This window comes from Enterobacter sp. MGH119 (genome assembly GCF_001037675.1).
Taxonomy (GTDB): domain Bacteria; phylum Pseudomonadota; class Gammaproteobacteria; order Enterobacterales; family Enterobacteriaceae; genus Enterobacter; species Enterobacter hormaechei_C.
The window spans coordinates 2,367,856-2,379,814 of sequence record NZ_KQ089929.1; the positions used below are offsets into that span (position 1 = coordinate 2,367,856).

10 protein-coding genes, 2 tRNA genes and 2 rRNA genes are annotated in these 11,959 nt (G+C 52.0%); 4 read left to right on the forward strand and 10 right to left on the reverse strand.

Annotated features, from left to right (window positions below; all coding sequences use genetic code 11):
• Positions 1-28: 28 nt before the first annotated feature.
• Together SK53_RS11255 and dnaQ are read right to left on the reverse strand one after the other, a co-directional pair.
• A tRNA-Asp gene (locus SK53_RS11255) sits at positions 29-105 on the reverse strand.
• A 132-nt stretch (positions 106-237) separates the two neighbouring features.
• Positions 238-969: a DNA polymerase III subunit epsilon gene (dnaQ, locus tag SK53_RS11260; protein ID WP_057979995.1), complete on the reverse strand. Its 732-nt coding sequence runs from the start codon at positions 967-969 to the stop codon at positions 238-240.
• On the opposite strand from dnaQ, the gene rnhA reads away from it, so the two are divergent.
• Entirely contained in the window at positions 923-1,501 is a 579-nt protein-coding gene (gene rnhA / locus SK53_RS11265) for a ribonuclease HI (protein ID WP_160840538.1), read from the forward strand. The genes dnaQ and rnhA overlap by 47 nt on opposite strands.
• Here rnhA and SK53_RS11270 read toward each other — a convergent pair whose 3' ends face one another.
• Positions 1,502-2,218, reverse strand: a complete 717-nt coding sequence (locus SK53_RS11270; RefSeq protein ID WP_048209360.1) for a class I SAM-dependent methyltransferase — start codon at positions 2,216-2,218, stop codon at positions 1,502-1,504.
• Between the two features lie 32 nt (positions 2,219-2,250).
• On the opposite strand from SK53_RS11270, the gene gloB reads away from it, so the two are divergent.
• The gene (gene gloB / locus SK53_RS11275) at positions 2,251-3,009 is read left to right on the forward strand and encodes a hydroxyacylglutathione hydrolase (protein ID WP_022650425.1); all 759 of its coding nucleotides are present in this window, start codon (positions 2,251-2,253) and stop codon (positions 3,007-3,009) included.
• A 68-nt stretch (positions 3,010-3,077) separates the two neighbouring features.
• Positions 3,078-4,442: a murein transglycosylase D gene (gene mltD / locus SK53_RS11280; RefSeq protein ID WP_022650424.1), complete on the forward strand. Its 1,365-nt coding sequence runs from the start codon at positions 3,078-3,080 to the stop codon at positions 4,440-4,442.
• A 52-nt stretch (positions 4,443-4,494) separates the two neighbouring features.
• Here mltD and SK53_RS11285 read toward each other — a convergent pair whose 3' ends face one another.
• The 3 genes from SK53_RS11285 to SK53_RS11295 form a co-directional block, all read right to left on the reverse strand.
• Positions 4,495-5,268 carry a class I SAM-dependent methyltransferase gene (locus SK53_RS11285; RefSeq protein WP_048209362.1) on the reverse strand — a complete coding sequence of 258 codons (774 nt, stop codon included), beginning with the start codon at positions 5,266-5,268 and terminating at the stop codon, positions 4,495-4,497.
• A gap of 77 nt (positions 5,269-5,345) precedes the next feature.
• A complete protein-coding gene (locus SK53_RS11290) occupies positions 5,346-6,146 on the reverse strand; it encodes an endonuclease/exonuclease/phosphatase family protein (RefSeq protein ID WP_003863247.1) in 801 nt (266 codons plus the stop codon).
• 137 nt (positions 6,147-6,283) lie between these two features.
• Entirely contained in the window at positions 6,284-7,459 is a 1,176-nt protein-coding gene (locus tag SK53_RS11295) for an MFS transporter (protein ID WP_003863248.1), read from the reverse strand.
• A 103-nt stretch (positions 7,460-7,562) separates the two neighbouring features.
• On the opposite strand from SK53_RS11295, the gene yafC reads away from it, so the two are divergent.
• Positions 7,563-8,468 (forward strand): DNA-binding transcriptional regulator YafC, encoded by a 906-nt coding sequence (gene yafC, locus SK53_RS11300; RefSeq protein ID WP_048209364.1) that lies wholly within the window; start codon positions 7,563-7,565, stop codon positions 8,466-8,468.
• A gap of 29 nt (positions 8,469-8,497) precedes the next feature.
• Here yafC and dkgB read toward each other — a convergent pair whose 3' ends face one another.
• The 4 genes from dkgB to SK53_RS11320 all read right to left on the reverse strand — a co-directional run.
• Positions 8,498-9,301: a 2,5-didehydrogluconate reductase DkgB gene (gene dkgB, locus SK53_RS11305; RefSeq protein WP_048209366.1), complete on the reverse strand. Its 804-nt coding sequence runs from the start codon at positions 9,299-9,301 to the stop codon at positions 8,498-8,500.
• A 160-nt stretch (positions 9,302-9,461) separates the two neighbouring features.
• A tRNA-Asp gene (locus SK53_RS11310) sits at positions 9,462-9,538 on the reverse strand.
• 55 nt (positions 9,539-9,593) lie between these two features.
• Positions 9,594-9,709 (reverse strand): 5S ribosomal RNA (gene rrf / locus SK53_RS11315).
• Positions 9,710-9,897: 188 nt separating this feature from the next.
• Positions 9,898-11,959: ribosomal RNA gene (locus SK53_RS11320) — 23S ribosomal RNA — on the reverse strand; the annotation flags it as partial.

The window sequence follows — 11,959 nt, forward strand, 5'->3', positions numbered from 1 at the left end:
ACGTTACAAGTAACGTGGGCCTGAATAGTGGCGGAACGGACGGGACTCGAACCCGCGACCCCCTGCGTGACAGGCAGGTATTCTAACCGACTGAACTACCGCTCCACTGTTCCCGTGTGGGGAACGAGGCGAATATTACGGTTTGACTCTGAACTCGTCAACGCTTTTTCTTAACTTTTGAATCGTTTGCTGCAAAAATCACCCAAACGATGAATTAACAAACGTTTCGGCACCTTTTCAGGCGCGCCACAGACAGCTCCCGCCCTTCTTCTGCACCAAATCAAGACGAGACTCGTGATTCATCAACTCTTCATCACTGGCTAAAACGACCCGTAAGCGATTCGCCTGACGCACAATGCGCTGAATTCCCCCTTCATCTCGCGTCTGCTGGGATTCATTTTCCATACTGAATTTCATCGACGTTTGCCCGCCGGTCATGGTCAGGTAGACATCGGCCAGGATCTGGGCATCGAGCAACGCGCCGTGCAGCGTTCGCTTGGTGTTGTCTATCTCATAGCGAGAGCACAGGGCATCAAGGCTGTTACGCTTGCCGGGGAACATCTTCCTTGCCAGCGCCAGGCTATCCGTGACTTTACAGAACGTATTCGTCTTCGGAATATCACGGTTGAGCTTGCTGAACTCATAGTCCATAAAGCCGATATCGAACGACGCGTTATGAATGACAAGTTCCGCACCTCTGATGTAGTCGAGAAATTCATCTGCGACGTCGGCAAAGGTGGGCTTATCCAGCAAAAACTCATCGGCAATTCCGTGAACGCCGAACGCTTCCGGGTCCACCAGCCGATCGGGTTTGAGGTAAACGTGGAAGTTGTTGCCCGTAAGGCGACGGTTCACCACTTCAACGGCACCAATCTCAATGATTTTATGCCCTTCGTAGTGGGCGCCAATCTGGTTCATACCGGTGGTTTCGGTATCGAGAACAATCTGGCGAGTAATTGCAGTGCTCATAGCGGTCATTTATGTCAGACTTATCGTTTTACTGAACGTTTCAAATACAGGAAGTCTACCAGAGATGCGTAAACAGGTAGAAATTTTCACCGATGGATCTTGTCTCGGTAACCCAGGGCCCGGCGGCTATGGTGCCATTATGCGCTATCGCCAGCATGAAAAAACCTTTAGTGAAGGCTATTTCCTGACCACCAACAACCGCATGGAGTTGATGGCGGCCATCGTGGCGCTGGAAGCGTTAAAAGAACATTGCGACGTGGTGCTGAGTACCGACAGCCAGTATGTCCGCCAGGGCATTACCCAATGGATCCACAACTGGAAAAAACGCGGCTGGAAAACGGCAGAGAAAAAACCGGTCAAGAATGTCGATCTCTGGAAGCGTCTTGATGCCGCCCTCGGTCAGCACGAAATCAAATGGGAGTGGGTAAAGGGGCACGCCGGTCATCCTGAAAACGAACGCTGTGACGAGCTGGCTCGCGCGGCGGCATCCAACCCAACCCATGAGGATGCAGGTTATCAACCTGAATCCTGATCACGGTTTTTTGTACTGCCGCGTTGCCCCCACGGTCTGGCGGATCCGCGTTTTTGATTTGCTTTGCTTCATTGGGTTGAGCGTAAGGGGGATCGTCCTCTTACGCGCGACAATAAATTGCATGCAGCCCAGCGCGGGTAAATGGGTGCTTAATAAAACCCCGCCTTTACGCGTCCAGGGGATGACCTGAAAACCCCCATAGCTCAGCACTTCGAAATTTAACAGTGAAAGCCAGTCCAGCTGGCGCATCATGGTAAACATCCTGCTGTTATAGGGCGGCGTGCGGCGCAGAACGGGCGTCAGTTTACGTAGCCCCATCAGACTCAGCGGATTAAAACCGCTCAGGATCAGCCAGCCGTCATCAATCAAAACGCGGTCGGCTTCCCGCAGCAGACGATGGGGATCGCTGCACCAGGGCAGCGTATGGGCGAGCAGACAGGCATCAATGGATTTTTCCGCAAACGGCAAATGCAGCGGATCCGCTTTCACCTGAACCGGGGAGCCATTAAGCGATACGCTAACCTGATGCGAGATAGCGCAGTTTTCGGTATTGATTTCTGCGCTCAGATTGCCAATCTTAAGCAGGTGAAAACCATACATTTTCGCGAGCCAGGGTTTAAGCTGAAGTTCTAAGGCCTCGCGATAATATTCACCCCAGGGCAACTCTGCCCAACGTTCCGGTGGTGCGACAGTCTGAGGTATCCTTGCCGGTTTCATCAAAACACCCGCCACGCTATAAGAGGTAATGCATGAATCTTATCAGTATTTCCGCCTTTCAGGACAATTACATCTGGGTTTTAGTCGACGACGATCGCAGATGCATCATTGTTGATCCAGGCGAATCCGCACCGATCCTGCACGCGATAAAAGAAAACGGCTGGCAGCCTGAAGCGATCCTACTTACCCATCACCATCACGATCATGTCGGCGGTGTTCCCGATCTCCTTGCGCGCTATCCTCATCTTCCCGTCTACGGACCGGCAGAGACACAGGATAAGGGTACGACGCAAGTTGTCGAAGAAGGCGAAAGTATCCTCATCCTCGGGTGGGAGTTTTCCGTATTTGCTACGCCAGGTCACACTTCCGGTCATCTCTGTTTCTACAGCAAACCTTATCTGTTTTGTGGCGACACGCTGTTTTCTGGCGGCTGTGGAAGGCTGTTTGAAGGCACGCCAGAACAGATGTATCAATCTTTACAAAAAATTAATGCGCTTCCAGCCGACACCGTAATTTGTTGCGCACATGAGTATACATTAGGGAATATGAAGTTTGCTGCAAGCGTGCTGCCTGAGGATCGGGCGATTCAGGATTATTACCTGAAAGTGAAGGAGTTACGTGCAAAAAACCAAAAAACACTCCCCGTAATTCTGAAAAATGAACGACAAATTAATTTATTTTTAAGAACTGATGATGTTGATTTAATTAATAAAATTAATCAAGAAACAAATTTGTTACAACCTGAAGCGCGATTTGCATGGTTAAGGTCAAAGAAAGATAACTTCAGATAATTGCGGGTTGCCTTTTCAAAATTTCGCCGTTATCATCGCTCGTCTTTTAAGCAACTATTGACACACACATGAAGGCAAAAGCGATATTACTCGCCTCTGTCCTGCTTGTAGGTTGCCAGTCACAAAACGGCAGCAACGTACAACAGCACGCACAGAGCCTTTCTGCGGCTGGTCAAGGGGAAGCAGGGAAGTTTACGAGTCAGGCGCGATGGTTGGACGATGGGACATCCTTCGCGCAGGAACAAGACTTGTGGGCCTCTATTGGCGACGAGCTAAAGATGGGAATTCCGGAAAACAGCCGGATTCGCGAACAGAAACAGAAGTATTTGAGAAATAAGAGCTATCTCCACGATGTAACATTACGGGCAGAGCCGTATATGTACTGGATAGCCGGGCAAGTTAAGAAACGTAACATGCCTATGGAACTGGTACTACTACCCATAGTGGAGAGCGCTTTTGACCCGCACGCGACGTCTGGCGCCAATGCAGCAGGCATCTGGCAGATCATTCCGAGCACAGGGCGAAATTATGGTTTAAAGCAGACCCGCAACTACGATGCGCGTCGTGATGTTGTCGCTTCAACGACAGCCGCTCTCGACATGATGCAACGTCTGAACAAGATGTTTGACGGCGACTGGTTATTGACTGTCGCGGCGTATAACAGTGGTGAAGGTCGTGTACTGAAGGCAATGAAAGCGAATAAAGCGCGTGGAAAATCCACAGACTTCTGGTCGCTCTCACTGCCACAGGAAACAAAGATTTACGTACCGAAAATGCTGGCACTGAGTGACATTCTCAAGAACAGCAAACGTTACGGTGTACAACTGCCAACACCAGACGAAAGTCGTGCACTGGCGCGTGTCCGCCTCAGCAGCCCGGTTGATATTCAACAGGTTGCCGATATGACGGGTATGTCGGTAAGTAAGCTTAAAACCTTTAATGCAGGTGTTAAAGGCTCCACGCTGGGTGCTAGTGGCCCACGCTATGTGATGGTTCCGCAGAAACATGCGGAACAGTTACGAGAGTCTTTAGCTTCGGGTGAAATCGCAGCCGTTCAGTCCACGCTGATCGCTGATACGTCGCCTGTAAGCAGCCGCAGCTATAAGGTGCGTTCAGGTGATACGCTTTCAGGTATTGCATCACGTCTTGGCGTGAATGCGAAAGATCTCCAGCAGTGGAATAATCTGCGCGGATCTGGTCTGAAAGTGGGTCAAACGCTGAACGTAGGTGCAGGTAGCAGCGCACAGCGTCTCGCTAAAAACAGCGATAGCATTACCTATCGCGTACGTAAAGGCGACTCGCTGTCCAGTATTGCTAAGCGTCACGGCGTAAACATCAAAGATGTGATGCGCTGGAACAACGATACTGACAACCTGCAACCTGGCGACCAGCTGACGTTGTTTGTGAAAAACAGCGCTACGCCAGATTCCTGATAGTACGTTCGCTTGTTAAAAAGGCACCGATTCCCCTCGGTGCCTTTTTTGTTTATCCTGCTTTTTGCGCTTCAGCCATAATGGTGTCGCTAGTAAACGAACCATCGTCATGCAGCTCAAAGTACGCCTTCACATCAGCAGAGGCGCTCTCCTGGTACAATCGGATCGCCTGAGTTAATGCCTCGGGGGTGCGCATCCGCGCAATCCATGACGCAAACTCCAGCGGCAAACGGTCGGTTATCAATGAGCGTGAAATCAAGCCGGCTTCGGTGATAAACGTAAGCCACTCTCCACTGGAGTAGTTTTGCACGTGCGAGGTATCACGCAGCGCTTCAACCGTCTGGAGCCAGATATTTCGTACCGGATGTCCGGGAGACATCACGTCCATGATGATGAAGATTCCGCCCGGTTTGAGTACGCGTTTCACTTCCCGTAATGCCTGCCCCACATCATGCCAGTGGTGTGCAGAGTAACGGCTAATCACAACCTCAAACGATGCATCCTCAAAGGGTAATGATTCAGCGTAGCCCTGGCGCGTCGTGACGTTATTCAGTCCTTTCGCTTTCGCCGCTTCAGCGACCACATCGAGCATCTGGCTCGATAAGTCATACGCCGTCACCTGAGCAACCTGATCTGCGGCGGTAAAACTGGCATGCCCTGCCCCGCAGCCTAAGTCCAGCACGTGCGCGTCAGGAAACGCGGCGAGCCGCTCGCCGAGACGCACCAGGTCGCGGCCAGAGGCGTGCACGGCGCTGCTCAGGTAGGCACTTGCCTGCGAACCAAACTGTTTTTCGACGTTGTCATGATGGGAGTGTGTTGTTGTCATGTTGCTGTCCTTTTATGGGTTAAAAAATAAAGGGCAGCACCCGCACAGGCCTGCCCCACGGCAGACCTGACGCACCATTATTTATCAGGTTTGCCGGGACTGAATTCAACTAGTAGAGGATTATGATCGGAGGCGCGCGTCACCAGAACGGAGGCGTCGTGCACGCTTAAACCCCGATAGAAGACAAAATCGAGAGGACGACCAAACGCTTTCTTGCGCTGGTCATCGTTAAAACGAACTTCACGCAGCGACATTTCACGCGCGAAGCGGTACAACGCGTTCATACGCGGACGGCTCCAGGCATTGAAGTCCCCTGCCATAATGATCGGCCCACTGTGATGAGCAATCTGATCGCCAATGGGAAGTAACTGCTTACTGTACACATCAACACCGAGGCTGAAGTTCACCGCATGAATGTTTACCACCATCAGCAGACGGGTGTCGGGCAACGGATAGACTGTGACCAGCGCCGATTTTGCCAGACGCAGGATCGGCTCACGTTCACGCAGCGGGCAGCAATAGACCGGATGTGCGGCTGAAAGGGTCATCACCCCAGAAGGATGCTGTGGCAGAACAAAGGCAGGCACCTGATCGGCTGCAAGATAGTTTGTCGTTGCAAACCTGACCAGCTCAGGCGTGGTTTGCGCCTCCTGTAACAGAACCAGATGCGCATCTTTACCAAAATTTTGAAGTACGGATAACCACTCCGCACGCTGTTGTTTAAAGATGTTCCACACCAGTACGCGAATTTTTTCGTCACTGCTTAATGGCGTACCCGCTGGTAATGCCTGACCCAGGCTCGCAAACGACCCCGGAGGCAAGATCCTCTCCGCGGGCATTCCGGCAACATAACGCATGGCATAGGTATTTTTTCGCACTTTTGGAAACGGCCTCTGTAACATGAACCAGCCCGGAAAACGGACTGGTTCTAATGTTATAGGGATTTTAGGTCACACTTTCAACGCAATTACTGAGAAACCGCTTTCCAGTTTTGTAAGCAAGCACTTACTGATACTTACCCAAGCGCGACACGAGCGGGTTTATCAAGCCGTCCACTCAGACCAATAAGGAGGAAAGCGACAAGCACAATTACCGCACCAATCCATGGCGTTTGGGTTAATCCAACGTGTTCAACCGTCTGCCCGCCGATAACCGATCCGAGTGCGATGCCGATATTGAATGCGGCGATATTCAGGCCGGATGCGACATCCACCGCATTGGGCGTATAGCGTTCGGCTTTCTGTACAACATAGACCTGCAATCCCGGTACGTTACCAAACGCGAATATTCCCATAACCAACACGGTTACCAGCGCGGCGTATTGTATCGACGCGGTGAACTGGAAAATCATCAGCAGGACAACCAGCGCGGCGAAAATGAATTTCAGCGCCGGTACCGCACCATGCTTATCCGCAAGTTTGCCGCCCCAGATATTGCCGATTGCGACGGAGATACCGTAGCCCAGTAAAATCCAGCTCACTGCGCCCGGAGAAAAACCAGCCAGTTCCTGCATCATCGGTGCAAGGAAAGTGAACGCAGTGAACACACCTCCATAACCCAGAGCCGTAACGGCATAGATCAGCAGCAGGCGCGGGTGTGTGAGAACCTTAACCTGATCGCTCAGGCTGGCGCTCGCGCGCCCCGGAATACTGGAGGGTACCAGCAGCAGGCTGGCTACCAGAGCAATCACGCCCAACAGCGATACCGCGAGGAAGGTTTCTCGCCAGCCAAAATGTTGCCCAATAAACGTTCCTAACGGCACGCCGGTGACCAGCGCAACGGTTAAGCCGCCAAACATAATCGCAATGGCTGACGCCGCTTTCTCTTTTGGCACCAGGCTGGTTGCAATCGTGGAACCGATGGAGAAGAAGACACCGTGCGCGAGGCCAGTCAGCAAACGGGCAATGACCAGCGTGGTGTAGTCCGGAGCCTGCCACGCCAGAATATTGCCGGCGGTGAAGAGCACCATCAGGGCAACTAACAGTTTTTTACGCGCAAAGCGCCCAGTCAATGCGGTCAGCACAGGCGCCCCAACAGCGACGCCTAACGCGTAAATAGATACCAGCAGCCCGGCAGAAGGCAGCGAAATGGCGAGTTGTTCAGCAATGGTGGGAACAAGTCCTACAATAACAAATTCGGTCGTGCCAATTGCGAAGGCACTGATCGTCAGGGCAAGAAGCGCCAGTGGCATAAATACTCCGTCTCTTCAGGATTAAGATGACAGGCAGTATGCGCCAGTGTTTAAATAACAAAAATGGTTAGAATCTCAATAGAATTTTGCGGATGATGCAATAATGAAAGCCACATCGGAAGAACTGACTATCTTTGTTGCCGTTGTTGAAAGCGGCAGCTTCAGCCGTGCGGCCGAACAGCTCGGGCAGGCGAACTCCGCCATCAGCCGCTCGGTGAAAAAGCTGGAGATGAAGCTCGGGGTAAGTCTGCTCAACAGAACAACGCGGCAGCTCAGCCTGACGGAAGAAGGCGAACGTTATTTTCGCCGCGTACAATCCGTTTTGCAGGAGATGGCGGCAGCTGAGACGGAAATAATGGAGACGCGTAGCACTCCGCGTGGATTGCTACGCATTGATGCGGCGACGCCGGTTGTGCTTCATTTTCTGATGCCGTTAATCAAGCCATTCCGGGAGCGTTATCCGGAGATGACTCTGTCCCTGGTCTCCTCCGAGACGTTTATTAACCTGATTGAGCGTAAAGTTGATGTGGCGATCCGCGCGGGAACCCTGACGGATTCAAGTTTACGCGCTCGCCCTCTGTTCACCAGCTATCGCAAAATTATCGCGTCACCGCAATATATTGCAGAGCATGGCAAACCGGAGACCGTTGAGGAGCTGAAGCAGCACCTGTGCCTGGGCTTTACGGAGCCTGTCTCGCTGAACACCTGGCCCGTAGCCTGTCATGACGGACAACTTCATGAGATCACCTGCGGACTTTCGTCTAATAGCGGAGAAACGCTGAAACAGCTTTGTCTTGAAGGAAATGGGATCGCCTGTTTATCAGACTATATGATTGATAAGGAAATAGCTGCGGGTCAGCTTGTAGAACTGATGGCTGACAAACGCTTACCTGTAGAGATGCCTTTTAGCGCAGTGTATTACAGTGACAGAGCGGTAAGTACGCGCATACGCGCTTTTATCGACTTCCTTAGCGAACATATAAAAACAGCTCCCGGAGGAGCTGTGTGAGGGTTTAAGGGTACAGAGGGAGGGTTTTATTAATCCCAGTCTGGTGCTAACCCTTCCGGGCTGACAAGACGATCGTTGCATTCCAGTGCAGCGATCGCGTTTTTATCTTCATCATCAAGCTGGAGATCCCGCGCTAACAGGTTACTTGCCAGGTTTTCACGTTTGGTTGAAGACGGGATCACGGCATAGCCCTCACCCATCGCCCATGCCAGGATCACCTGTGCGGCTGTCGCATTGTGTTTCTCAGCGATGCGCGCAATCACTTCATCTTTCAGCGCCTTACCATATGCCAGCGTCATGTACGAGGTGATGTGAATACTATGCTGTTTCGCCCAGTCCACGACTTTGCGGTTTTGCAGGTAAGGAGAGAGTTCAATTTGGTTGGTGGCAATATTCTCTTTACCCACTGCGGCGATGGCCCTTTCCATCAACGGGATGGTGAAGTTAGAGATGCCAATTTCACGCGTTAAGCCTTGCTCTTTTGCTTCCAGCAGCGCCTGCATAAACTCTTCCACAGAGACGGCATCATCAGGAGATGGCCAGTGGATCAGCGTCAGATCAACATAATCAGTACGCAGCTTTTTCAGACTTTCCTTCAGGCTTGGGATCAGCTTGTCTTTGCTGAGATTCTCAATCCAGATTTTAGTGGCGACGAAAAGTTCGTCGCGCGGTACGCCACTCTCTTCGATAGCCTGGCCTACGGCAGCTTCGTTATCATAAATCTGCGCCGTATCAATAGCACGATAGCCCAACTCGAGTGCGGTTTTAACAGATGCAATAACAACATCGTCTTTCAGGCGAAAAGTGCCCAGACCCAGTGCAGGGATAGTCATATGATTCCTCAATCGTTATGTTCGTAAACTGAGGAAGATTATCGCTGTAGTTGTTATGACGAAAAAGATCGTAAAACGCAGAGGATTTTTGCTAATTTCGCAACAATCAAATGGCAGATAAGAAAAAAGCCCTGAGCTAACGCTCAGGGCTTTTAATAAGTGGCGGAACGGACGGGACTCGAACCCGCGACCCCCTGCGTGACAGGCAGGTATTCTAACCGACTGAACTACCGCTCCACCGAATACTTCTGTAACCACCGGATTAATGCACCGGCTTACTACTTAATTTGATGCCTGGCAGTTCCCTACTCTCACATGGGGAGACCCCACACTACCATCGGCGCTACGGCGTTTCACTTCTGAGTTCGGCATGGGGTCAGGTGGGACCACCGCGCTACAGCCGCCAGGCAAATTCTTGTGCTCTGTCCTGTGTCTTTCGCACTGATACTGCGTTGGCTGCTCTCGTAAAGTCAGTCACATACCTCAGTATGCTCCTTCCTTTCCTTCGTTTGCCGCCTTGTCTCAGCGCAAAATCCTTCGGACTCTGAATCTAAGCTGAAAATTTCGTCTCTTCGCCAAAACAGCTTCGGCGTTGTAAGGTTAAGCCTCACGGTTCATTAGTATCGGTTAGCTCAACGCATCGCTGCGCTTACACACCCGACCTATCAACGTCGTCGTCTTCAACGTTCCTTCAGGAGACTCAAGGTCTCAGGGAGAACTCATCTCGGGGCAAGTTTCGTGCTTAGATGCTTTCAGCACTTATCTCTTCCGCATTTAGCTACCGGGCAGTGCCATTGGCATGACAACCCGAACACCAGTGATGCGTCCACTCCGGTCCTCTCGTACTAGGAGCAGCCCCCCTCAATTCTCCAGCGCCCACGGCAGATAGGGACCGAACTGTCTCACGACGTTCTAAACCCAGCTCGCGTACCACTTTAAATGGCGAACAGCCATACCCTTGGGACCTACTTCAGCCCCAGGATGTGATGAGCCGACATCGAGGTGCCAAACACCGCCGTCGATATGAACTCTTGGGCGGTATCAGCCTGTTATCCCCGGAGTACCTTTTATCCGTTGAGCGATGGCCCTTCCATTCAGAACCACCGGATCACTATGACCTGCTTTCGCACCTGCTCGCGCCGTCACGCTCGCAGTCAAGCTGGCTTATGCCATTGCACTAACCTCCTGATGTCCGACCAGGATTAGCCAACCTTCGTGCTCCTCCGTTACTCTTTGGGAGGAGACCGCCCCAGTCAAACTACCCACCAGACACTGTCCGCAACCCGGATCACGGGTCTACGTTAGAACACCAGCCATTAAAGGGTGGTATTTCAAGGATGGCTCCACGCAGACTGGCGTCCACGCTTCAAAGCCTCCCACCTATCCTACACATCAAGGACCAGTGTTCAGTGTCAAGCTATAGTAAAGGTTCACGGGGTCTTTCCGTCTTGCCGCGGGTACACTGCATCTTCACAGCGAGTTCAATTTCACTGAGTCTCGGGTGGAGACAGCCTGGCCATCATTACGCCATTCGTGCAGGTCGGAACTTACCCGACAAGGAATTTCGCTACCTTAGGACCGTTATAGTTACGGCCGCCGTTTACCGGGGCTTCGATCAAGAGCTTCGCGTTGCCGCTAACCCCATCAATTAACCTTCCGGCACCGGGCAGGCGTCACACCGTATACGTCCACTTTCGTGTTTGCACAGTGCTGTGTTTTTAATAAACAGTTGCAGCCAGCTGGTATCTTCGACTGATTTCAGCTCCACCCGCAGGGGCTTCACCTACACATCAGCGTGCCTTCTCCCGAAGTTACGGCACCATTTTGCCTAGTTCCTTCACCCGAGTTCTCTCAAGCGCCTTGGTATTCTCTACCTGACCACCTGTGTCGGTTTGGGGTACGATTTCGTGTTACCTGATGCTTAGAGGCTTTTCCTGGAAGCAGGGCATTTATCACTTCAGCACCGTAGTGCCTCGTCATCACACCTCAGCGTTAACAAGGTACCGGATTTACCTGGAACCTCCGCCTACATGCTTAAACCGGGACAACCGTCGCCCGGCTGACATAGCCTTCTCCGTCCCCCCTTCGCAGTAACACCAAGTACAGGAATATTAACCTGTTTCCCATCGACTACGCCTTTCGGCCTCGCCTTAGGGGTCGACTCACCCTGCCCCGATTAACGTTGGACAGGAACCCTTGGTCTTCCGGCGAGCGGGCTTTTCACCCGCTTTATCGTTACTTATGTCAGCATTCGCACTTCTGATACCTCCAGCATGCCTCACAGCACACCTTCAACGGCTTACAGAACGCTCCCCTACCCAACAACACATAAGTGTCGCTGCCGCAGCTTCGGTGCATGGTTTAGCCCCGTTACATCTTCCGCGCAGGCCGACTCGACCAGTGAGCTATTACGCTTTCTTTAAATGATGGCTGCTTCTAAGCCAACATCCTGGCTGTCTGTGCCTTCCCACATCGTTTCCCACTTAACCATGACTTTGGGACCTTAGCTGGCGGTCTGGGTTGTTTCCCTCTTCACGACGGACGTTAGCACCCGCCGTGTGTCTCCCGTGATAACATTCTTCGGTATTCGTAGTTTGCATCGGGTTGGTAAGCCGGGATGGCCCCCTAGCCGAAACAGTGCTCTACCCCCGAAGATGA

What these genes read in the sequence shown, in the direction of transcription:
- dnaQ (WP_057979995.1), bottom strand. Translation starts at nt 969, where the DNA reads ATGAGCACTGCAATTACTCGCCAGATTGTTCTCGATACCGAAACCACC.
- SK53_RS11270 (WP_048209360.1), bottom strand. Translation starts at nt 2,218, where the DNA reads ATGAAACCGGCAAGGATACCTCAGACTGTCGCACCACCGGAACGTTGG.
- gloB (WP_022650425.1), top strand. Translation starts at nt 2,251, where the DNA reads ATGAATCTTATCAGTATTTCCGCCTTTCAGGACAATTACATCTGGGTT.
- mltD (WP_022650424.1), top strand. Translation starts at nt 3,078, where the DNA reads ATGAAGGCAAAAGCGATATTACTCGCCTCTGTCCTGCTTGTAGGTTGC.
- SK53_RS11285 (WP_048209362.1), bottom strand. Translation starts at nt 5,268, where the DNA reads ATGACAACAACACACTCCCATCATGACAACGTCGAAAAACAGTTTGGT.
- SK53_RS11295 (WP_003863248.1), bottom strand. Translation starts at nt 7,459, where the DNA reads ATGCCACTGGCGCTTCTTGCCCTGACGATCAGTGCCTTCGCAATTGGC.
- yafC (WP_048209364.1), top strand. Translation starts at nt 7,563, where the DNA reads ATGAAAGCCACATCGGAAGAACTGACTATCTTTGTTGCCGTTGTTGAA.
- dkgB (WP_048209366.1), bottom strand. Translation starts at nt 9,301, where the DNA reads ATGACTATCCCTGCACTGGGTCTGGGCACTTTTCGCCTGAAAGACGAT.